The following is a 20,408-nucleotide window of genomic DNA, read 5'->3' on the forward strand; positions in this document are numbered from 1 at the left end:
AGATGGTCTGCTCGACACGGGCCGAGCCGTCCTTCTGGTCGGTCCATTGCTCGGTCTCGACCGTTGCCTGGTAGGGCAGCTCCTGATGCAGCCGCTCGAACAGCTTCTCGCGGGTGATCTCGGCGGCAAGCTGGCGGAGCGGCACGTCGCTGACCTCGTCCTCCGGGTAGAGCCAGGGCCCCTCCGGCACCGCACCGGCGAGATGGGCGAGGAAGGCGTCGAGCCCGTCGCCGGTCGCGGCCGAGACCATGAAGGTCTCGCCGAAATCAGCCAGCCGGTTGGCTTCCGCCGCGAGCTCGAGCAGCGCCGGCGGCCTGACCAGGTCGATCTTGTTGAAGAGCAGGAGCTTCGGTTGCGGCACCTCGGCGAGCCGCCCGAGCAGGTCCGTGACCTCCGGCACCAGGCCGCGCGAGGCATCGACCATGGCGACGACGAGATCGGCGTCGCGGGCGCCGCTCCAGGCGGTATCGACCATCGCCCGGTCGAGACGGCGGCGCGGCGCGAAGATGCCCGGCGTGTCGACGAAGACGATCTGCGCGCGGCCGGCCATGGCGATGCCGCGGATGATCGAGCGCGTGGTCTGGACCTTGCGGCTGACGATCGACACCTTGGTGCCGACCAGGCGATTGACCAGCGTCGACTTGCCGGCATTCGGCGCGCCGATCACCGCGACGAAACCACAGCGGGTCGGTTCAGGCTCCATCGACGGTATCCCATACGCCTTCGCGGACGAGCATCCTGGCCGCGGCATCCTGCTCGGCATCGCGGCGGCTGCGCCCCTCGCCGCGCATCGGCGCGGTCATGTCGACGCGCACCTCGACCTCGAAACGCGGCGCGTGGTCCGGGCCCGACCGCCCGACGATCTCGTAGGACGGGGTTCCGCGCGCCCTGCCCTGCGACCATTCCTGGAGGGTGGTCTTGGCGTCGCGAAGCGGCCCTTCCCAATCGGCCATCCGCACCCGCCACTGCGCGGCGATGAAGCGGCGGGCGACGGCGATGCCGCCATCGAGGTGAAGCGCGCCGATCACCGCCTCGCAGACGTCACCGAGAATCGCCGCCTTGCGGCGCCCGCCCGACTGCGCCTCGCCGGTGCCGAGCCGGATCACCGAGCCGAGATCGAGGTCGCGGGCAACCGCCGCGCAGGCCTCGTTGCGGACCAGCGCGGTCAGCCGGCGGGACAATTCGCCCTCCGTCGCGGCCGGAAAAAGGTCGATCAGCATCTCGGCGATGACCAGCCCCAGCACGCGGTCGCCGAGAAATTCGAGCCGCTGATAGGTCGCGCCACGGGCTTCCACGGCGCTGGCATGGGTCAACGCGGTCTCGAGCAGGCCGCGGTCGGTGAAAGTATGGCCGAGGCGCTCTTCAAGCGCCGCGAGGCGGGCGTCGTCGCGGCCCGTCATTCAACGCCCGTCACTGGACGGACGTGAACATCCGGTCCCACCGGACCGTCCACGGCCATCTCCAGAACTCCCAGGCCTTGGCACCGTCCTCGACCGAGAAGAAGATCACCTCGGCGCGGCCGACGAGATTCTCATAGGGAACGTAGCCGACGGCGCCGAGCACCCGGCTGTCGGTCGAGTTGTCGCGATTGTCGCCCATCATGAAATAGTGGCCGGCCGGGACTTCGTAGACCTGGGTGTCGTCGAGGCTGCCATGGCCGCGGTCGAGGGTCAGATAGCTGACGCCGTTGGGCAGGGTCTCGCGAACCTGGTCGTAGCGAACGCCGTCATCATCGACCCAGTCGCCGACCTTCTCATGCTCGACTTCCTTGCCGTTGATGAAGAGGACGCCGCCCTGCACCTGGATCTGGTCGCCGGGCAGGCCGATCACCCGCTTGATATAGTCGGTCGAGTTGTCGCGCGGCAGCTTGAAGACCACGACATCGCCGCGCTTCGGCTCCGCCCCCCAGATCCGGCCGTCGAAGAGATCGGGACCAAAGGGGAAGGAATAGCGGCTGTAGCCGTAGGCATATTTCGAGACAAAGAGATAGTCGCCGATCAGCAGCGTCTCTTTCATCGACCCCGACGGAATGTTGAAGGGCTGGAAGAGGAAGGTCCGGACGATCAGCGCCAGGAGCAATGCCTGGATGACGATCTTGATCGTCTCGCCAAGGCCGCTGCTTTTCCCACGGGACTTCTCGGTAGCCACGCTCATTCGTCTCGATCTCGATCGGGGGATTATCCGTGAACAGGAAAGCCCGGTCGGTCATACCGGCTCGACCGAGCTTTCGCAACGCCGTGCGTGCCAAACAAGGCCAATTTACGGCGCCTCACCCGGAAAAGCCTCAATGATGACATAGGCCTGCGCCAGCGGAAATTCGTCCGTGATCGTCAGGTGGATGGCCGCCTGGTGACCGGCGGGAAGCAGCAATGCGAGGCGTTCGGCCGCCCCTCCGGTCAGCGCCATCGTCGGCTTGCCGGAGGGCAGGTTGACGACACCCATGTCCCGCCAGAAGACACCGGCGCTGAGGCCGGTCCCGAGCGCCTTGGCACAGGCCTCCTTCGCCGCGAAGCGCTTGGCGTAAGACGCGGCGCGCTGCCGGCGCCGCTCCGATTTCCTGATCTCGATGTCGGTGAAGATGCGGTTGATGAAGCGCTCGCCGTGCCGTTCGAGGGTCCGCTCGATGCGACGGATGTCGATCAGGTCGTTTCCGGTACCGATGATCATCGCCTAGGACTCCGAAGCCGCCGAGCCCGCGCCGAGACCGCGCCGGGCGGCGAGCCGCTCGCGCCGGGCGCCCTGGTAGGCGCGGACGGCGGCGCGAACGATGAAATAGGCGATCAGCCCCGAAATCACGCCGAGCGGCAGCGCCCCGACCAGCATCGGCTCGAGCACGCTGACGATTTCCTGCCACGGCGCATGGAAGAGGTCCGGTCGCATGGGCGGCGGCGGCGCGCCGCCGAGCTCGTGGCCGAGGAGCCAGTGGCCGACGGTGTAGGATCCCCACCACATGAACGGGAAGGTCAGCGGATTGCCGACAACGGTACCGAACAAGGCGGCCAGCACATTGCCGCCGATGAAGAAGGCGACCACCACGGCCATCATGAAATGGAAGCCGAAAAGCGGGGTCCAGGAGACCAGCACGCCGCAGGCGAACCCCGCCGCGATGGCATGCGGCGAAGCGCTGAGACGCAGGACCCGCTTGCCGAAATACTTCAGCGAGCGACTCCAGCTCTGCCTCGGCCAGACGGCCACCCGCAGCTTTTCAGCCCTGGTCGGTGGTGTACGTCGACGAAACAGCATGACCTATTTCAAACAGCCAGTCCGCGGCTACCGGGCTTGACCGCCGGTATGGCCGCCATTTCAGGCGGAATCGCGTCGGCCGGATAGGCCGGCACCTTGTAGTTGGCAAGCGCGACGAGCGGCACGCCGACCTCGGCCTCGCCGGCCGAACGGTCGATCAGGCAGGCGCAGGCGACAACCTCGGCGCCGAGCCCCCTCACCGCCTCGACGGTCTCGCGAATCGACAGCCCGGTCGTGACGATGTCCTCGACGATCAGCACGCGCGCGCCCCTGGGCAGTTCGAAGCGGCGGAGGCGAAAGGCCCCCTCCTCCCGCTCGACCCACATCGCCGGCACGCCGAGGTGGCGGGCGGTTTCGTAGCCCGGCACGATGCCGCCGACCGCAGGCGAAATGACGAAATCAACGTCGCCGATTCCGGCAGCGCGGACCTTTTCGGCCAGTCCCCGGCAGACCTTTTCGGTCTTGTCGGGATACATGAAGACGCGCGCCTTCTGCAGGAAGACCGGGCTGTGCAATCCCGAACTCAGGATGAAATGCCCCTCGAGGATCGCACCGGCGCTGCGAAAGACGTCAATAACCTCGGCTTCAGTCATCAAATATCCTTCAGGCGTTCACCCGGTTCGCTGAGCTGACCACCGGCCGCGCCCGGAGTTGCGCGACGACGCGCGACAAATGCTTCAGATCGAATACCTCAAGATCGATCAGCATGACCGAAAAATCCGGGGCATTCTTGGTAATCCTCAGGTTGGAAATATTGCCGTCATTATCGGCGATCACCTGGGCGATCTGGGCCAGCGTACCCGGCTCGTTCATCGCCGTCACTTCAATCCGCGCCGGAAAGCGCTCGGCCACGTCCTGGTCCATCTCCCAGCGGACATCCAGCCAGCGGTCCGGCTCGTCGTCGAAGTCCTTCAGCGCCTGGGAGGTGATCGGATAGATCGTCACCCCCTCTCCCGGCGAGGTGATGCCGACGATCCGTTCGCCCGGCAGCGCTCCGCCCTCCGCGAAATGCACCGGCATGTCGCCGGCAAGGCCACGGATCGGAATCGGCCGGTCATCCTTCACGTTCGCCTTGCGGTTCACGCCGGCCTTGCGCGGGAAGCCGGGCACCCGGAATTTCAGCCCCGCGGCGCGCGGCAGGCCGAACCATCCTTCCTCGTTCTTCGCGCGACCACGCGGCTGGCGCTCCTCCTTGTGGTCGGGATAGGCGGCCTTCAGCACGTCGACCAGCGGGATCTCGCCGCGTCCCACCGCGGCCAGAGCGTCCTCGAGGTTGGACTGGGCAAGACGCGGCAGGATTGCCTTGATCATCTCGTCCGAATAGGCGCGCTTGGCACGCTCGAAACCGCGTTCGAGGATGCGGCGGCCGAGGCCGGCATACTGGCGGCGGACCGCGGCCCGCGTGGCGCGCCGGATCGCCGACCGGGCCTTTCCGGTGACCACCATCGATTCCCAGGCCGCCGGCGGCACCTGCGCCTTGGAACAGACGATCTCGACCTCGTCGCCGTTGTGGAGCTCGGTCATCAGCGGCATCGCCCGGCCGTTGATCTTGGCGCCGACGCAGGTGTCGCCGATATCGGTATGGACGGCATAGGCGAAATCGATCGGCGTGGCGCCACGCGGCAGCGCGATCAGGCGGCCCTTGGGGGTGAAGCAGAAGACCTGGTCCTGGAAAAGCTCGAGCTTGGTATGTTCGAGGAATTCCTCGGGCGTATCGCCCTCGGCCAGCATCTCGATGGTGTGACGCAGCCACTGATAGGCGCGAATCTCGGCGTCGAAGCCGCTCTTGCCGCCTGACGCGCCATTGGTCGGGCGAGCGCCGTTGACGCCATTCGCCCCGTTGCCCTTCGTCCTGACCGGCACCTCGTCCTTGTAGAGGGCATGGGCGGCGATACCATATTCGGCGACCTGCTCCATCCCCCGCGTCCGGATCTGCAGCTCGACCCGCTGGCGGCCGGGGCCGATCACCGTCGAATGGATCGACCGGTAGTCGTTCTGCTTCGGGGTCGAGATATAGTCCTTGAAACGGCCGGGAACCGCCGGCCAGGTGCTGTGGACGACGCCGAGCGCAGCGTAGCATTCGGGGACCGAGCCGACGATGACGCGGAAGCCGATAATGTCCGAAAGCTGCTCGAAGCTGACCGCCTTGCGCTCCATCTTGCGGAAGATCGAATAGGGCCGCTTCTCGCGGCCATGGACCTCGGCGGAGATGCCGTGGCGGACGAAGCCCTCGGTGAGCTCCTTCTCGATGCTGGCGATCAGCGTGCTGTTGCGGCGGCGCAGTTCCTCGAGCCGCCCCGAGATGGTCGCATAGGCCTCGGGGTTGACGACCCGGAAGGCGAGCTCCTCCAGCTCCTCGCGCATGTCATGCATGCCCATGCGGCCGGCGAGCGGCGCATAGATTTCCAGCGTCTCCTCGGCGATGCGCCTGCGCGACGCCTCCGGCATGAACTGGAGGGTGCGCATGTTGTGGAGGCGGTCGGCGAGCTTGACCAGCAGGACCCGCACATCCTCGGAGATCGCCAGCAGGAGCTTGCGGATATTCTCGGCCTGGGCGGCCTTGCGCGAGACGAGATCGAGCTTCTGGATCTTGGTCAGCCCCTCGACCAGCTGGCCGATATCCTCGCCGAAGGTGGAATCGATCTCGGCGCGGGTCGCGTCGGTATCCTCGATCGTATCGTGGAGGAGCGCGGCGGCGATGGTCGCGTCGTCGAGCTTCAGGTCGGTGAGGATCGCCGCGACTTCGAGGGGATGGGAGAAATAGGGATCGCCGTTGGCACGCTGCTGGGTGCCGTGCTTCTGCATGGCGTAGACATAGGCCTTGTTGAGCAGGTTCTCGTCCGCGTTGGGATTGTAACGCGTGACCCGCTCGACCAACTCATACTGGCGCATCATGGCGCATGCGTCCGACGACTATCGCCCCGGCCGCGACGCGCGACCGGGTTCCTGGCAACCCCTTACAGTAATATAGGAACGCGAAGGTTTATAAGCTATTCCGGCCCGCGACGATCAGAAATCGTCGGTCTTGTCGGGCGGGACCATGCTTTCGAGGCCGCGCAGCAGCTCGTCTTCCGACATACGGTCGAAGGCGATGTCACCGTCGTCCTCGGCGCCGGCCTGCTTCGGCGCGGCGATCATCGGAACCGCCTCCGGCTCGGGCTCGTCGACCTCGACATATTTCTGCAGGGAATGGATCAGGTCTTCCTTGAGGTCGTCCGGGGAGACGGTCTCATCGGCGATCTCGCGAAGGGCCACGACCGGGTTCTTGTCGTTGTCGCGATCGACGGTCAGCGGCGAGCCGCTGGAAATCATCCGTCCGCGGTGGCTGGCGAGCAGCACCAGTTCAAAGCGGTTCTCTACCTTGTCGACGCAGTCTTCGACGGTGACGCGAGCCATGGGGCCAGTCTCCTGAGGAAATCGGGGGTTGGCCGAGCAAATAGGCCGCTTTCCGGGCAAAAGCAAGATTGCAGTCTGGAATCCCTCTGGACGGCGCCGGCAGGAGCACTATATCGAACACATTCTTGTGAACGGCTCCGCCTGGCCGGAGCCTGTCGCTGTTTTCGGCGGACCTTTGAAGACTGAAAAGATACTGGAAACGCCGACGCCGCCACCCGTTGCCGCCATTTGGGCCGGAAACGGCCCCGGCTGGGTTTCGAACGACACTCTCAATGATCCGATCAGGCTGGATTGAAGACGATGTTTGACGAACGCGAAAAGATTGCCCTCTTCATCGACGGCGCCAACCTCTATGCGGCAGCGAAGTCGCTCGGTTTCGACATAGATTACAGGCGCTTGCTGCAGGAATTTCAGACCAAGGGCTATATGCTGCGGGCCTATTATTTCACCGCGCTCGCCGAGGATCAGGAATATTCCTCGATCCGCCCGCTGATCGACTGGCTCGACTATAACGGCTACACGGTGGTCACCAAGCCGACCAAGGAATTCGTCGATTCGACCGGCCGCCGCAAGGTCAAGGGCAACATGGATATCGAGCTCGCCGTCGCCGCCATGGAGATGGCCGAGACGGTGGACCACCTGGTGCTCTTCTCCGGCGATGGCGACTTCCGCTCGCTGGTCGAGATGATCCAGCGCAAGGGCCGCAAGGTGACGGTGGTCTCGACGCTGGCCACCCAGCCGCCGATGATCGCCGACGAGTTGCGCCGCCAGGCCGATCATTTCGTCGACCTCGCCAGCCTCAAGCAGAAGCTCGGCCGCGACCCCTCCGAGCGTCCGCCCCGCCCCGAGCGGCACGACGACGCCCGCTTCGAGGACGAATTCGAGGACGACGACGCGCTCTGAGCGTCGCGGGTGCCGATGACCACAGCTCCGACGGCGGAACCGGGACCGGAGCCCGGCCGCGACTGCCCGCTCTGCCCGCGGCTCGTCGCCTTTCGCGAGCGGTGGCGGACGGCCGAGCCCGACTGGCACAACGCCCCGGTCCCGACATTCGGGGCGAAGGACGCGCGGCTGCTGGTCGTCGGGCTGGCACCGGGGCTACGCGGCGCCAACCGCACGGGGCGCCCCTTCACCGGCGACTATGCCGGCGACCTGCTCTACCGGACCCTGATCGACTTCGGCTTCGCCGCCGGCGACTACGCGGCGCGCCCCGACGACGGGCTGACGCTGGTCGACGCGGCGATCACCAATGCGGTGCGCTGCGTACCGCCGGAAAACAAGCCGACGACGGCCGAGATCCGTACCTGCCGGCCGTTCCTCGCCGCGACCATCGCCGCGATGCCGCGGCTTGCCGTCATCCTCAGCCTCGGCAGGATCGCCCATGACAGCGTCATCGCGACGCTCGGCCTCAGGCGGTCGGCCCTGCCCTTCGCCCACGCCGCCGCCTACGAAACCGAAGCCGGGCCGGCGCTGGTCTCGAGCTATCACTGCTCCCGCTACAACACCAATACCGGCAGGCTGACCGAGGCGATGTTCAGGGCGGTGTTCACCGAGATCCGGCGCCGCCTGCCCGGCGACGGCTGACCAACCCGGGGCCGTCCTCAGGCGGACAGCTCCTCCGCCGGCCGGTCCCCGGCGCTTCTGAGCAGGCTCGGCGGCACGCCCGCCCATCGCACGAAGGCCCGGGTGAAGCTCGCCACCTCGGCGTATCCCAGCACCATTGCGATCTCGGTGATCGAGATGTCCGTCTCGGCGAGGAGCGCCGCCGCCCTGCGATGGCGGACCATCCCCAGAACCTCGCGGTAGGAATATCCGCGCTCGTGCAACGTGCGTTGCAGCGCACGAACGCTGGTGCCGGCGAGGCGCGCAAGGCCATCGATATCGACCTCACCATCCATCAGGCGCAGGGCGACGAGTTCCTCGACCACGTGCAGCGGGTCGCGCGCCTGTCGCCGGCGGGCATCCGCGATCAGGTCGAGGGAGGTGAGATGGCGGGCGCGACCGGCATCGACAGCCCGACGCCGCCGCACCGGCAGTCGATCGACGGGAATGGCGATTCCCGCGGCAGGCGCACCGAAACGGATCCCCGTGTGCCAGTGCCGCTCCAGCAGGTCGGCGTCGCCGTCCGTTGGATAGTTCAGCTCGATCCAGGAGGGCGTCCAGCCCGCGCCAAGGAAAGCGCCGACGAAGCGCCGCATCGGGCCGATGACATGATCGGCATGCTGACGGCCGGCCGTCTGTCCGATGCCGTGCGCGAATCCCCAGACGACGTGATCTCCCGTGCGGCGCAGCGACATGGACGATCCGGTCTGGCGGACGTCGATCGTCGCGACCATCCGCCTCAGCGCTTCCGCCAGGGTCCCGGCGGCCGTCCCGTATTCCGCCCACAGACCGTAGGAGCCGGGCAGCATCGCCTCGCCGATGCGGAGGCCGAAGGTCCGGTCGCCTGCTTCATGGCTGGCCGCCTCGAAAAGGCCGCACAGCGCGACCAGCGGCAGGCGCATGTCGCGATCCTCGATCAACGCCAGAGGGAGCGCTTCCCGGCGAAAGACCCGCGACAGCGCAGCGGAACCCGCCATCCGTTCGAGCATCTGCGGCAGCGGTCCCATACCGGCCGCGGTCGTCATCGGAATGGACAGGTTGCCCATGCAAAACCTTCGCTGGCGGAAAATGACAAGTGCCCGGTGAGAGACTGGCGTACCCATCGCATTCGTGCAATCGCCCCGCGCTTTGCCGGACCACCGGAAAGGCGCCGACGACCGGGAAACGGATATGCGAAAGATGCTTCTTCTCGCCGCCATGGCAGCGGCGCTCGTGTTCGGCCAAGGTGCCTCCGCCGAGGGGCGGCCAAACATCGTCTATTTCCTCGTCGACAACCTCGGCTATGGCGAACTCGGCTCTTACGGTGGCGGCATGCTGCGCGGCGCCGAAACCCCGCGGATCGACACCCTCGCCGCCGAGGGCATGCAGCTCATGAACTTCGCTCCCGAGACGCAATGCACCCCGTCGCGATCGGCGCTGATGACAGGGCGCTACTCAATCCGTTCTGGCAACCACACCGTCGCACTCGCCGGCAATCCCGGCGGCCTCGTCGCCTGGGAGCGCACGATGGCCGACATCCTGTCGGACGAGGGCTACGCGACGGCGATCGTCGGCAAATGGCATATCGGAGCCTCGGAGGGACGCTGGCCCACCGATCATGGCTTCGACGAATGGATCGGCATTCCGCACAGCTATGACGAGGCGCTATGGGCCGCCGATCCCTGGTACGATCCGGAACGCGACCCGGTCGCCTATGTGATGGAATCGAAGAAGGGCGAGGAGCCGACCGAAATCGAGCAGCTCACCGTCGGCGTGAAGCTCGACCTCGACGTCGAATACCTGAAGCGCTCCGAGGATTTCATCGACCGCAGCATCGCCGCCGACAAGCCGTTCTTCCTCTATTTCAACCACACCCTGATGCATCTGCCGGTGGCGCCACGCGAGGAATTCCGCGGGGTAACCGGTCACGGCGACTGGGCGGACTCGCTTGTCGAGCTCGACTCCGATTTCGGCAGCCTGCTGGATTACCTCGATGAGAAGGGTATCGCCGACAATACGATCGTCGTCTTCTCCGGCGACAACGGCCCGGAGGAGATGGAACCGGACCGCGGCAGCGCCGGCTTCTGGGAAGGTTCATATTTCACCGGCATGGAAGGCTCGCTGCGGACACCGGCACTGATCCGCTATCCGGGGGTCGTACCGATCGGCCAGAAATCGAACGAGATCGTCCATATCGCCGACATGTTCACCACGCTGCTGCTGTGGGCGGGCGCGAAGGTACCGGACGACCGGATCATCGACGGTCTCGATCAGCGCGCATTCCTCGAGGGCCGTATCCCGCAATCGGCCCGCGAGGGCTTTCCCTTCTGGATGGGCGAGCGGATGTACGGCGTGAAGTGGCAGAACTTCAAGGTCGTCACCGTGCTGCAGCGGACGCTGACCGAACCGGCCCTGCAACTGGCGACGCCGCACATCATCAATCTCGACGTCGACCCGAAGGAAAGGAAGCCGTTCGACTATCCCTATGTCCATAGCTGGGTGATCGCGCACGCGGCCGGGATCGTCGCGGATTTCAGGAAGAGCGTCGAGGAGGAGGAACTGATCCCCGCCGGCGCGCCGCTCGACTTCGTCCCCCGCCGGGGCACCGCAAACGAGTAAGACCGCAAACGCGGCGAAGGAAGGAACGCCCATGCCGGCACCTGGCAACACCATCGCACGACCGAGCGTCGCGGGCGTCCTCCTCCTCGTTCTCCTCGGCGGTCCGGGGCTCGCCGATGAAGGCGGCGTCAGCTTCTGGCTGCCCGGCCAATATGCAAGCTTCGCCGCGCTGGCGCCAACCCCGGGCTTTTCGCTGCCGATGCAGACCTACTATTATTCGGGCTCGGCCGGCGGCAGTACCCCGTTGGCGCGCGGCGGCACGCTCGACTTCGGGGTCGACACGGACTTCGCCGCGGAGTTCCTCGTTCCGACCTGGGCGCCCGATACGACCTTCCTCGGCGGCAGGCCGGCATTCTCGATCGCGGGCTTCCCGGGCTGGAACCAGACCTCGGCCAACCTCACGGCCGCCGGGCATGGCGCAAGCCGCACCGACTCGGTCACGGGATTCGGCGATCTCTATCCGACCGCGCAGATCTTCTGGAACCGCGGGGTCAACAACTGGATGGCCTATGTCACCGGCGACGTCCCGGTCGGCGACTACGACCCGCATCGGCTGGCCAATCTCGGCATCGGTCACGGCGCGATCGATGCCGGCGGGGCCTATACCTATCTCGACACCGCCACGGGCTGGGAGTTCTCCGCGACGGCCGGCGTCACCTACAATTTCGTCAATCCCGACACCGACTACACCAGCGGCATCGATTCCCACCTCGACCTCGGCCTGTCGAAATCGCTGAGTGACCGGTTTTTCGTCGGGCTTGTCGGCTATGCCTATGTCCAGCTGACGCCGGACGACGGACAGCCGGCCGCGCTCGGCGACTTCGAAAGCCAGGTCTTCGGCATCGGCCCGCAGATCGGATACACCTTCGATGTCGGCTCGGTGCCGATCTATACGAACCTTCGCGCCTATTTCGAATTCGGCGCAAAGAACCGGACGCAAGGCGGCGGCGGCTTTCTCACGATCAACATACCGCTTTCAGGCGCCCGGTCGTGACGGGCGATGCCCCGACCGGCGCCGCACCGCCGCCAGGGGTCCTCGGCGGACGGCTTCGGCGCGCAATCGACGACAGAAAGCAGGATCGCCGAGCTCGATCCGGGCATCCGACCGGTACCGCATAAGCCGGCTAAGAAAATCCTTCGCACGATCATGTGACGACGCCGCGAATGGCATCCGGTCGCCCGCGACGTGTGAAATCGCACGCCCGACCTGGCGCCAATAATGCGCCATTTTCCAACGACTTGGCCGCAGCGGCGCCAAAAAATGGCTCCGACCGGCTTGGTTTTGGACCCGACTTCGGGTCATACTGTTCGCACACCACATATTCGACAGGCCTCGAGGCGCGGCTCACCCGCCGCGTCGCACGTCTTTTTTTTGAGGAATTTCAGGCAGTGACAGTTGCGAGTGATTTCGATCTCGACAAGACCGGCAAAATCGATCTCACCGCCATCTACGACCAGCCGGATCCGCGCGGCTATTACCAGACGCTGGCGACGCTCGAATACCGCATCCCCGAATCCGCAAGCGCGGTCGTTGCCCGGATCATCGGCGCCCTGAGGCGAAAACGACGGCAGCGGCGGGTCACCGTGCTGGACGTCGGATCGTCCTACGGCGTCAACGCGGCGCTGCTGAAGCACCGCTACGGCCTTGCCGAGCTCTTCAATCTCTACGGCCGCGACGCGACGGCAGGCCGATCGCGACAGGACCTGATCGCCCGCGACCGATCGCTTTTTCAGGGCGACGGCGACAGCGACCTGCGGACCATCGGCCTCGACGTCGCCGAATCCGCCATCGACTATGCCTGCGAGGCGCGATTGCTGGACGCCGGAATCGTCGCCGACCTGGAATCCGGCGACCCCGGCGACCGCGAGGCTTCACTGCTGGCGCCGACCGACCTCGTCATCTCGACCGGAGCCATCGGCTACGTCGACGCGCCGACGTTCCGGCGGATCCTGGACAATACGGAGCGCCTCCCCTGGCTGGCGCTCTTCGCGCTGCGGATGTTCCCGGTCGACCGGATCGTCGAGTTCCTGAGGACGCGCGGCTATTCGGTCTTCCGCGCGTCGGGACAGACCTTCCGGCAACGCCGCTTTGCCGGCCGGGACGAAAGAGCGGAAGTCCTGAGCAGGCTGCGAAGCCTCGGCATCGACCCGAAGGGCCACGAGTCCGAAGGCTGGTACCACGCCGAATTCTTCTTCGCCCTGCCCGAGGGCGAAGCGATCAGGCCGCCGATCGCCAATGCCGTGCCGGTCTACTGAACGACACGCCGCAAGCCGCAACGCCTGAGAGGAAACCCGACCAAAGTGACCGATGGAAATCCTTAGCTACATCATCGCCAACTGGGACCTGATCATGGTCCGCACCGGACAGCACATCGCCATCGTCGGCGTCGCTGTCGGCCTTGCCATCCTGACCGGCGTGCCGATCGGCATCCTGATCACCCAGAACAAGCGGCTCGCGACCGGGGTGCTCTATGTCGCGTCGATCATCATCACCATCCCGTCGATCGCGCTGTTCGGCATCATGATCCCGGTCTTGTCGCTGATCGGCCAGGGCATCGGCTACCTGCCGGCCGTGATCGCCGTGCTGCTCTATTCGCAACTCCCGATCATCCGCAACACATATACCGCGATCAGCAACGTCGATCCGGCGCTGCGCGAGGCGGGGCGCGGCATGGGCCTCACCCGCCTGCAAAGGCTGCGCGAGGTCGAGCTGCCTCTCGCCGTGCCGGTGATCATGGCCGGCGTCAGGATCGCGGTCGTCATGAACATCGGGGTCACGGCGATTGCGGCCTATATCGGCGCCGGCGGACTTGGCGATTTCATCTCCCGCGGCATCAGCCAGACCGACCCGCGCCAGCTGGTGACCGGCGCGCTCGCCGTCAGCGTCCTGGCGGTGGCGGCCGATTTCGCGCTGCTGGGACTGCAGCGCCTGCTGACCTCACCCGGACTACGCGAAACTGCAAGGACACCCGCATGATCCGCCTCGAAAACGTCACCAAGGTCTTTCCCGGCGCGGCGATGCCGTCCGTCGATCATGTGTCGATGGAAGTGCCCGAGGGCGAAATCTGCGTGCTGCTCGGCCCTTCCGGCTGCGGCAAGACGACGACGATGAAGATGGTCAACCGGCTGATCGAGCCGAGCTCGGGCAAGATCTTCATCGACGGCAAGGACACCACCGACCACGATGCGGTCCAGCTCCGCCGGACGCTCGGCTACGTCATCCAGCAGATCGGGCTGTTTCCCAACAAGACGATCGTGGACAATATCTGCATCGTCCCCGACATCCTCGGCTGGGACCGCGCCAAGTCGCGGGCCCGGGCGGCCGAGCTTCTCCAGATGGTGGCCCTCGACCCGGGGATATACCTCAACCGCTACCCGAAGGAGCTTTCCGGTGGCCAGCAGCAGCGGATCGGCGTGCTGCGGGCGATCGCCGCCGATCCGCCGGTGCTGCTGATGGACGAGCCCTTCGGCGCCATCGACCCGATCAACCGGGAGATCATCCAGGACGAGTTCCTGAAAATGCAGGCGACCATGAAGAAGACCATCATGTTCGTCAGCCACGACATCGACGAAGCGGTGAAGATGGCCGACCGCATCGCCATCTTCAACGAGGGCCGGCTGGTCCAGTATGACACGCCCGACAACCTGCTCGCCCACCCCAAGAACCGCTTCGTCTCCGACTTCGTCGGTTCGGACCGGACCCTGAAGCGGCTGCAGCTCCTCAAGGTGACCGACGCGATGATGCATGACCCGCCGAGCGTGCGGGCCGACGACACGCTGGCGGCGGCGGCGGCGCTGATGGAGGAAAACGGCCACAGCTCGATCGTCATGGTCGGCCCCAACGGCCGGGTCCGCGGCTTCGTCGACCTGAGGACGGCACGCGAGACCAAGGGCAAGGTCGGCGAGAACCACGAGACCCTGCCGACGACGATCAAGACCGACGAGAATCTCAGGACCGCGGTCTCGACCATGTTCCGCCACGACGTCACCTGGCTTGCCTGCGTCGACGACGACCGGGTGTTCAAGGGCTACGTGACGCTGCGCGGCATCACCCACCTTCTCGGCGAGGCGCATCGCGATGGCTGAGCAGGTTGCCATGGCAGGGATCCAGCGCCTGTGGCGGATCGCGACCCTGGTCCTGATCTTCGCCCTCGGCGCCTGGGCCTGGGCGAGCGGCCTCCTGCCGACCATGGCCGACCTCTGGGACGACATCGTCTATCTCGGCCGTCAGCACATCATCCTGGTCGCCATATCCGGCGGGCTCGCGATCGCCGTGGGCATCCCCCTCGGCATCCTGCTGACCCGTCCCGGCATGCAGCGCTACAGCAATATCGCGCTGCAGTTCCTCAACATCGGCGCCACCATCCCGACACTCGCCGTGCTCGCCCTGTCGATGAGCATTCTCGGCATCGGCGACACGCCGGCGATCTTCGGGCTGTTCGTGCTGACCCTGCTGCCGATCGTGTCGAACACGCTGGCCGGCATCCGGGCGGTACCCCGCCACCTGATCGAGGCCGCGACCGGCATGGGCCTGAGCCGCGGCCAGATCCTGTGGCAGGTCGAACTGCCCAACGCCCTCTTCGTCATCTATGCCGGCATCCGCACCGCGCTTGCCGTCAATGTCGGAACCGTGCCGCTGGCCTTCCTGATCGGCGGCGGCGGCCTCGGCGAACTGATCTTCAGCGGCATCGCGCTGAACGAATTCGGGATGATGCTGGCCGGGGCGATCCCGACCGCCCTGCTCGCCATCATGGTCGATTTCCTGATGAGCCAGATGCAGCTCTGGACGATTCCGCGCGGCGTCAACCCGCTGCGCTGACCCGCCTCGCCAAGGGGCCGACCGGACCCGCGACGGGATCCGGAAGAACAAGAGGAGAAAACGATGCGACGTTTCACCACTCTGCTGACGGCGGCCGCCGTCGGCGCCGCGATGATGGCCTCCGCCCAGGCGGAGGAGATCGTCGTCGGCGGCAAGAACTTCACCGAACAGCTGCTGCTTGCCGAGATAACGGCGCAACTGCTCGAGGCCAAGGGCTTCGACGTCGACAAGCGCGACGGCATGGGTTCGCAGGTCGTTCGCGACGCGCAGCTCAACGGCCAGGTCGACGTCTATTGGGAATATACCGGCACGTCGCTGGTCACCTACAACAAGGTCGACGAGCGCATGGACGCCGACCAGACCTATGAGACCGTCAAGAAGCTCGACGGCGAGCAGGGCCTGACCTGGCTCGATCCCTCCAATGCCAACAACACCTACGCGCTGGCGGTCAAGAATGGCGACGACAACACCAAGGGCGTCGACAGCCTGTCCGACCTGGCCAAGGCCTATAACGACGACGAAGGGCTCGTCATCGCGGTCAATGCCGAGTTCCCGAAGCGGCCCGACGGCCTGCCCGGCCTCGAGGAAACGTATGGCTTCGAGACCACCCGCGCCGACCTGAAGGCGATGGATTCCGGCCTCACCTACCAGGCGCTCAACCAGGGCCAGGTCGACGTGGCGCTGGTCTTCGCCACCGACGGGCGGATCGCCGCCTTCGACTTCCGGGTGCTCGACGACGACAAGGGCTTCTTCCCCAACTACGCGATCGTACCGGTCATCCGCACCGACACACTGGAGGCGAACCCGGAAATCGCAGAGCCGCTGAACGCCCTTTCGGCCAAGCTCGACGACGAGACGATGCAGATGCTGAACGCCCAGATCGACGTCGACAAGAAGGACATCGGCGAGGTCGCCAAGACCTTCCTGAGCGAGAACGGCCTGATCTGACCAGGTCCGCACCACGCCCGTCCCCGCCGCCAGGCGGAGGCGGGCAGCCGTCACGCCGGCTTTCCTCCCGAGAAAAAGTGTAACAGCCTGCCGCAGCCGCCGACCGGCGCGAATTCGCGGCGTTTCGTGCGAACCCGCGCCCCGTCCGGGCCAGAGCGCACATTTCGTTACATTTTTCGACCTGACATCGCCGCGCCACCTCCGCCTATGTCCGTGGCGAGCCGCGAGGGCGTTCCGCCTTCAGAGGCCACGACACCGGAAGGAGGAAGCCGGAAATGAAAACGCCCCACGCCCTGCGCCTCGCCCTGCTCTCGTCATGTGTCTTCGCCGCGACGCATGCCGGCGCCCACGACCTGCCGCTCGGCGACGGCGCCATCTCGACCACCCCGCAGATCGACAACGTCTATTCCTGCCAGACGCGATTTGGCGGCGGCGGTGCATTTCGCGACGGCGGATGGATCAACGGCGACACCTGGGACAGCGACCTGAAGCCCGTCGTCGACGGCGCGATCGACTGGCCGAGCGAGATCGCCATCTCGCGGGAAGGCGACGCCCGCGTCATCCGGGCCAACAACCTGCCCGACCATCCGACCGGGGTCTTCGGCATCCAGCCGAGCGACGACGCCTATGCCTATGACCGCAATCCGAACCGGATCAGGGCCCAGAACATCCTGCTGACCCTACCCGCCAAGCCGACGGCGGCGGCCGAGGAAAGCTGCGTGCCGATGGGGATGATCGGCTTCGCCACCAGCGGCGCCGCCATCTTCAACGCCCTCGACGCGCTCGGCCGCGACGCGCCGGCGCATGAAATCCAGGACGCCTGCAACGGCCATCCGGAGCGGAACGGTCAGTATCACTATCACGACCTCTCCGCCTGCCTGACCGACACGCGGAACGAAGCGCACGGCCACAGCGACCTCGCCGGCTACGCGCTCGACGGCTTCGGCATATACGGGCTCCATGGCGAGGACGGAGAGGTGGTAACCAATGCCGACCTCGATGCCTGTCACGGCCATGTCCATACGGTGATCTGGGACGGCGAGCCGACCGAGATCTACCATTACCATTTCACCGAAGAATATCCGTACACGATCGGCTGCTTCCACGGCACGCCGACCCAGCTCCGAACCGGGCGCGGCATGGCAGCCGGCCCCGATATCGACGGTCCGAACGGCCTTGCGCCGGGGGCACCGGCGGGACCACGCGCGCTCCGCGCTCCACCGCCGCGCCGTCACCTGTTTGGCCGACCGCTCTTTCGGCCGCCGCTGCGCGGCTATGAGCGGCGAGGATGACGCATCCGGCCGCGGCAGGTGGCAGGCGGCTCGCGGATACCGGCGGCGGGTGTCGCTGGTCGCCGCGGCCGGCGCCTAGTCCGACGCGCCGAAAATATCGGTGAGCGTCGCCCGCATGACGGTCGGATCGACGTCGACATCGGTCCAGTATTTGATGCCGATGACGCCCTGATTGATCAGCATGCCGAGCCCGTCGACAACCGTGCAGCCGCGCGCCTCGGCGTCGCGGATGAGAAGCGTGCGCGGCGGGTTGGCGATGACGTCGGCAACCACCATCCCCGGCTTCAGCGTCTCGGGATCGATGTCGAGCCGTCCCTCGACGTCCGGGTAGAGGCCGATCGACGTCGCGTTGACGACGATGTCGGTGCCCTCGGGAATGGCGTAGGTGCCCTCCCAGGGAACGAAACGCGCTTCCGCCGCGGTCTTTTGGTTGAGGAGGTCGACCAGGGTCCGGCCCCGCGCGGCGCCGCGGTTGACGACCGTGATGCGCGACGCGCCGGCAAGCGCCAGCTCGACGCCGATCGCCCGCGCCGCGCCGCCGGCGCCGAACATGACGACCGCCTTGCCGGCCGGATCGACCTTTTCCATCAGCGACTTGAGGAAGCCCTTGCCGTCGGTATTCTCGCCGATGAACTGGTCGCCACGCCGCACCGCGCAATTGACCGCGCCCATGATCCCGGCCGACTCGCCGAGTCCGTCGAGATGCTCGATCACCGTCACCTTGTGCGGCAGCGAGCAGTTGAAGCCGGCCCAGCCCATTGCCCGGGCGCCGCGGACGGCGTCGCCAAGCAGGTCCGGCGGCACCTCGCAGTTGATGTAACGGACGTCGAGCTCGTGGTGGCGGAAGGCCGCCTCGACCATGGCGACGGTCGGATTCTCGCTGGCCCCGGTCGAGAAGCTGCCGGTCAACATACTCCGAAAATTCAGCGCCATGTAATCTCCCCCGTCACGCCGCCCGATGCCTGTCAGGGCCTAGCCCTTATCCCTGAGCAACCGGCCCTTTTCACGACTCCAGTCCCGCTTCTTGGCGGTCTCGCGCTTGTCGTGAAGCTTCTTGCCACGGGCGAGCGCCAGCTCGACCTTCGCCCGCCCCCTGTCGTTGAAATAGATCTTGAGCGGGACGACGGTCAGCCCCTCGCGCTGGACCGCGCCGGCGAGCCGGTTGATCTCGTTACGGTGAAGCAGCAGCTTCCGCGGTCGCCGCGTCTCGTGCTGGAAGCGGTTGGCCTGCAGATATTCCGGGATATAGGCGTTGTAGAGCCACAGCTCGCCGCGATGCTCGCCCGCATAGGAATCGGTGATGTTGCTGCGCCCCTCGCGCAGCGACTTGACTTCCGTCCCGGTCAGCGCCAGCCCGGCCTCGAAGGTCTGGCCGATCTCGTAGTTGAAACGGGCACGCCGGTTATCGGCCGCGATGCGCGACGGCGCCCTGGCTTTCTTGGCTGACATTGCCGTTTCAGTTGATCAGCCCGGCATGGACCATCGCCGAGCGGATCGCCGTCCTGGTCCCTTCCGAGACCTTGACCATCGGCAGGCGCATGTCGTCGCTCATCTTGCCGAGCATCGACAGCGCATACTTGGCGCCGGACGGATTGGGCTCGAGGAACAGCGCCTTGTGGAGCGGCATGAGCCGGTCCTGGTAGCCGAGCGCCTTGTCATAGTCCCCGGCGAGGCAGGCGTCGAGGAACTCCGACACCATCTTGGGCGCGACGTTGGACGTCACCGAGATGCAGCCGCGGCCGCCATGGGCCATGACCGCCAGCGCCGTCCCGTCGTCGCCGGAGAGCTGGATGAAATCCGGCCCCATGGCGTGGCGCTGCAGGCTGATCCGGTCGATCTTGCCGGTCGCGTCCTTGACGCCGGCGATGTTCTTCAGCTCGAAGAGCTTCGCCATGGTCTCGACCGACATGTCGATCACCGAGCGCGGCGGGATGTTGTAGATGATGATCGGGATGCCGATGGCGTCGTTGATCGCCTTGTAATGCTGGTAGAGGCCTTCCTGGCTCGGCTTGTTGTAATAGGGCGTGACGACCAGCACGCCGTCGGCGCCGGCCTTTTCCGCATGCCGGGCGAGCTCGATCGCCTCGGCGGTGTTGTTGGAGCCGGCGCCGGCGATCACCGGCACCCGGCCGGCCGCCGTCTCGATGCAGATCTCGACCACCCGCTTGTGCTCGTCATGGGTGAGCGTCGGGCTTTCCCCCGTCGTGCCGACCGGGACGAGGCCGTGGATGCCCTCCTCGACCTGCCAGTTGACGAAATCGCGGAACGCCTCCTCGTCGAGCGCGCCATCCCTGACCGGGGTGACAAGTGCGGTGATCGATCCCTTGAACATTTCGGCCATATCCTCGCCGGATTTTCTGCTATTTTTCGGCCCGCGACCTTATTCCGGGGCGACCGGAGGGGCAAGGACGGCCCGCGACCGGGGCTCGTCAAGCAATCGTTCACTATGGCACAATAGGCTCATTGTCGAGTGTCTGAGTCTATTCGGCGGAAGCGGATCGGCCGGGCGG

The 20,408-nt window shown here is 66.2% G+C and carries 23 protein-coding genes; 11 read left to right on the plus strand and 12 right to left on the minus strand.

Going from position 1 to position 20,408, the window contains the following annotated elements:
• The 8 genes from era to rpoZ all read right to left on the minus strand — a co-directional run.
• Positions 1–703, minus strand: a 703-nt coding sequence (gene era, locus KDJ86_RS13700) for a GTPase Era (RefSeq protein WP_291746786.1), incomplete at its 3' end; no start/stop codon positions are given.
• On the minus strand, positions 693–1,400 hold the full coding sequence (rnc, locus tag KDJ86_RS13705) for a ribonuclease III (protein ID WP_291746788.1): 708 nt from the start codon (positions 1,398–1,400) through the stop codon (positions 693–695). The genes rnc and era, both read right to left, overlap by 11 nt.
• A gap of 10 nt (positions 1,401–1,410) precedes the next feature.
• Positions 1,411–2,154, minus strand: coding sequence for a signal peptidase I (lepB, locus tag KDJ86_RS13710; protein ID WP_291746790.1), 744 nt, complete (start codon positions 2,152–2,154; stop codon positions 1,411–1,413).
• 105 nt (positions 2,155–2,259) lie between these two features.
• Positions 2,260–2,667, minus strand: a complete 408-nt coding sequence (acpS, locus tag KDJ86_RS13715) for a holo-ACP synthase (RefSeq protein ID WP_291746792.1) — start codon at positions 2,665–2,667, stop codon at positions 2,260–2,262.
• Between the two features lie 3 nt (positions 2,668–2,670).
• Entirely contained in the window at positions 2,671–3,195 is a 525-nt protein-coding gene (locus KDJ86_RS13720; RefSeq protein ID WP_291746794.1) for a DUF2062 domain-containing protein, read from the minus strand.
• Between the two features lie 56 nt (positions 3,196–3,251).
• Positions 3,252–3,836, minus strand: a complete 585-nt coding sequence (gene pyrE, locus KDJ86_RS13725; protein ID WP_291746796.1) for an orotate phosphoribosyltransferase — start codon at positions 3,834–3,836, stop codon at positions 3,252–3,254.
• A gap of 10 nt (positions 3,837–3,846) precedes the next feature.
• Positions 3,847–6,138 (minus strand): RelA/SpoT family protein, encoded by a 2,292-nt coding sequence (locus tag KDJ86_RS13730; RefSeq protein ID WP_291746798.1) that lies wholly within the window; start codon positions 6,136–6,138, stop codon positions 3,847–3,849.
• Positions 6,139–6,252: 114 nt separating this feature from the next.
• Positions 6,253–6,639 carry a DNA-directed RNA polymerase subunit omega gene (gene rpoZ / locus KDJ86_RS13735; RefSeq protein WP_291746800.1) on the minus strand — a complete coding sequence of 129 codons (387 nt, stop codon included), beginning with the start codon at positions 6,637–6,639 and terminating at the stop codon, positions 6,253–6,255.
• 28 nt (positions 6,640–6,667) lie between these two features.
• Here rpoZ and KDJ86_RS13740 point away from each other — a divergent pair, with 28 nt between their 5' ends.
• Genes KDJ86_RS13740 through KDJ86_RS13750 form a run of 3 tightly spaced genes read left to right on the plus strand, consistent with a single transcriptional unit; the run spans position 6,668 to position 8,223 of the window.
• Complete coding sequence (locus tag KDJ86_RS13740; protein ID WP_291746803.1) at positions 6,668–6,934, plus strand: hypothetical protein; 267 nt, start codon at positions 6,668–6,670, stop codon at positions 6,932–6,934.
• Between the two features lie 5 nt (positions 6,935–6,939).
• Positions 6,940–7,542, plus strand: a complete 603-nt coding sequence (locus tag KDJ86_RS13745; RefSeq protein WP_291746805.1) for a LabA-like NYN domain-containing protein — start codon at positions 6,940–6,942, stop codon at positions 7,540–7,542.
• 15 nt (positions 7,543–7,557) lie between these two features.
• Positions 7,558–8,223: a uracil-DNA glycosylase gene (locus KDJ86_RS13750; protein ID WP_291746808.1), complete on the plus strand. Its 666-nt coding sequence runs from the start codon at positions 7,558–7,560 to the stop codon at positions 8,221–8,223.
• 17 nt (positions 8,224–8,240) lie between these two features.
• Here KDJ86_RS13750 and KDJ86_RS13755 read toward each other — a convergent pair whose 3' ends face one another.
• A complete protein-coding gene (locus KDJ86_RS13755; protein WP_291746810.1) occupies positions 8,241–9,287 on the minus strand; it encodes an AraC family transcriptional regulator in 1,047 nt (348 codons plus the stop codon).
• Positions 9,288–9,411: 124 nt separating this feature from the next.
• Between KDJ86_RS13755 and KDJ86_RS13760 the strand changes: the two genes are divergently transcribed.
• The 8 genes from KDJ86_RS13760 (at position 9,412) to KDJ86_RS13795 (ending at position 17,898) form a co-directional block, all read left to right on the plus strand.
• Positions 9,412–10,839 carry an arylsulfatase gene (locus tag KDJ86_RS13760; RefSeq protein ID WP_291746812.1) on the plus strand — a complete coding sequence of 476 codons (1,428 nt, stop codon included), beginning with the start codon at positions 9,412–9,414 and terminating at the stop codon, positions 10,837–10,839.
• Positions 10,840–10,870: 31 nt separating this feature from the next.
• Complete coding sequence (locus KDJ86_RS13765) at positions 10,871–11,833, plus strand: SphA family protein (RefSeq protein ID WP_291746814.1); 963 nt, start codon at positions 10,871–10,873, stop codon at positions 11,831–11,833.
• Positions 11,834–12,228: 395 nt separating this feature from the next.
• Entirely contained in the window at positions 12,229–13,095 is an 867-nt protein-coding gene (locus KDJ86_RS13770; RefSeq protein WP_291746816.1) for a class I SAM-dependent methyltransferase, read from the plus strand.
• Between the two features lie 52 nt (positions 13,096–13,147).
• A complete protein-coding gene (locus tag KDJ86_RS13775) occupies positions 13,148–13,816 on the plus strand; it encodes an ABC transporter permease (protein WP_291746817.1) in 669 nt (222 codons plus the stop codon).
• A complete protein-coding gene (locus KDJ86_RS13780; RefSeq protein ID WP_291746820.1) occupies positions 13,813–14,925 on the plus strand; it encodes an ABC transporter ATP-binding protein in 1,113 nt (370 codons plus the stop codon). Before KDJ86_RS13775 ends, KDJ86_RS13780 begins: the two co-directional genes overlap by 4 nt.
• Positions 14,918–15,658 (plus strand): ABC transporter permease, encoded by a 741-nt coding sequence (locus KDJ86_RS13785; protein ID WP_291746823.1) that lies wholly within the window; start codon positions 14,918–14,920, stop codon positions 15,656–15,658. The genes KDJ86_RS13780 and KDJ86_RS13785 overlap by 8 nt, the downstream gene beginning before the upstream one ends.
• Before the next feature lie 63 nt (positions 15,659–15,721).
• A complete protein-coding gene (locus KDJ86_RS13790; protein WP_291746825.1) occupies positions 15,722–16,606 on the plus strand; it encodes a glycine betaine ABC transporter substrate-binding protein in 885 nt (294 codons plus the stop codon).
• Positions 16,607–16,881: 275 nt separating this feature from the next.
• Positions 16,882–17,898, plus strand: coding sequence for a YHYH protein (locus tag KDJ86_RS13795; protein WP_291746827.1), 1,017 nt, complete (start codon positions 16,882–16,884; stop codon positions 17,896–17,898).
• Between the two features lie 75 nt (positions 17,899–17,973).
• On the opposite strand, the gene KDJ86_RS13800 is transcribed toward KDJ86_RS13795, so the two are convergent.
• Genes KDJ86_RS13800 through dapA form a run of 3 tightly spaced genes read right to left on the minus strand, consistent with a single transcriptional unit; the run spans position 17,974 to position 20,230 of the window.
• Complete coding sequence (locus tag KDJ86_RS13800) at positions 17,974–18,831, minus strand: shikimate dehydrogenase family protein (RefSeq protein WP_291746829.1); 858 nt, start codon at positions 18,829–18,831, stop codon at positions 17,974–17,976.
• A 39-nt stretch (positions 18,832–18,870) separates the two neighbouring features.
• On the minus strand, positions 18,871–19,347 hold the full coding sequence (gene smpB / locus KDJ86_RS13805) for an SsrA-binding protein SmpB (RefSeq protein ID WP_291746832.1): 477 nt from the start codon (positions 19,345–19,347) through the stop codon (positions 18,871–18,873).
• A 7-nt stretch (positions 19,348–19,354) separates the two neighbouring features.
• A complete protein-coding gene (gene dapA, locus KDJ86_RS13810; RefSeq protein WP_291746835.1) occupies positions 19,355–20,230 on the minus strand; it encodes a 4-hydroxy-tetrahydrodipicolinate synthase in 876 nt (291 codons plus the stop codon).
• Between the last annotated feature and the right edge of the window lie 178 nt (positions 20,231–20,408).

It is taken from the genome of Bauldia sp., from assembly GCF_020442045.1.
In the GTDB taxonomy this organism is placed as follows: Bacteria; Pseudomonadota; Alphaproteobacteria; order Rhizobiales; family Kaistiaceae; genus Bauldia.

Bases quoted from the DNA above. Each gene is read 5' to 3' on its own strand.
- rnc (WP_291746788.1), bottom strand. From the start codon at position 1,400: ATGACGGGCCGCGACGACGCCCGCCTCGCGGCGCTTGAAGAGCGCCTC.
- lepB (WP_291746790.1), bottom strand. From the start codon at position 2,154: ATGAGCGTGGCTACCGAGAAGTCCCGTGGGAAAAGCAGCGGCCTTGGC.
- acpS (WP_291746792.1), bottom strand. From the start codon at position 2,667: ATGATCATCGGTACCGGAAACGACCTGATCGACATCCGTCGCATCGAG.
- pyrE (WP_291746796.1), bottom strand. From the start codon at position 3,836: ATGACTGAAGCCGAGGTTATTGACGTCTTTCGCAGCGCCGGTGCGATC.
- KDJ86_RS13730 (WP_291746798.1), bottom strand. From the start codon at position 6,138: ATGATGCGCCAGTATGAGTTGGTCGAGCGGGTCACGCGTTACAATCCC.
- rpoZ (WP_291746800.1), bottom strand. From the start codon at position 6,639: ATGGCTCGCGTCACCGTCGAAGACTGCGTCGACAAGGTAGAGAACCGC.
- KDJ86_RS13745 (WP_291746805.1), top strand. From the start codon at position 6,940: ATGTTTGACGAACGCGAAAAGATTGCCCTCTTCATCGACGGCGCCAAC.
- KDJ86_RS13750 (WP_291746808.1), top strand. From the start codon at position 7,558: ATGACCACAGCTCCGACGGCGGAACCGGGACCGGAGCCCGGCCGCGAC.
- KDJ86_RS13755 (WP_291746810.1), bottom strand. From the start codon at position 9,287: ATGGGCAACCTGTCCATTCCGATGACGACCGCGGCCGGTATGGGACCG.
- KDJ86_RS13760 (WP_291746812.1), top strand. From the start codon at position 9,412: ATGCGAAAGATGCTTCTTCTCGCCGCCATGGCAGCGGCGCTCGTGTTC.
- KDJ86_RS13765 (WP_291746814.1), top strand. From the start codon at position 10,871: ATGCCGGCACCTGGCAACACCATCGCACGACCGAGCGTCGCGGGCGTC.
- KDJ86_RS13775 (WP_291746817.1), top strand. From the start codon at position 13,148: ATGGAAATCCTTAGCTACATCATCGCCAACTGGGACCTGATCATGGTC.
- KDJ86_RS13780 (WP_291746820.1), top strand. From the start codon at position 13,813: ATGATCCGCCTCGAAAACGTCACCAAGGTCTTTCCCGGCGCGGCGATG.
- KDJ86_RS13785 (WP_291746823.1), top strand. From the start codon at position 14,918: ATGGCTGAGCAGGTTGCCATGGCAGGGATCCAGCGCCTGTGGCGGATC.
- KDJ86_RS13790 (WP_291746825.1), top strand. From the start codon at position 15,722: ATGCGACGTTTCACCACTCTGCTGACGGCGGCCGCCGTCGGCGCCGCG.
- KDJ86_RS13795 (WP_291746827.1), top strand. From the start codon at position 16,882: ATGAAAACGCCCCACGCCCTGCGCCTCGCCCTGCTCTCGTCATGTGTC.
- KDJ86_RS13800 (WP_291746829.1), bottom strand. From the start codon at position 18,831: ATGGCGCTGAATTTTCGGAGTATGTTGACCGGCAGCTTCTCGACCGGG.
- smpB (WP_291746832.1), bottom strand. From the start codon at position 19,347: ATGTCAGCCAAGAAAGCCAGGGCGCCGTCGCGCATCGCGGCCGATAAC.
- dapA (WP_291746835.1), bottom strand. From the start codon at position 20,230: ATGTTCAAGGGATCGATCACCGCACTTGTCACCCCGGTCAGGGATGGC.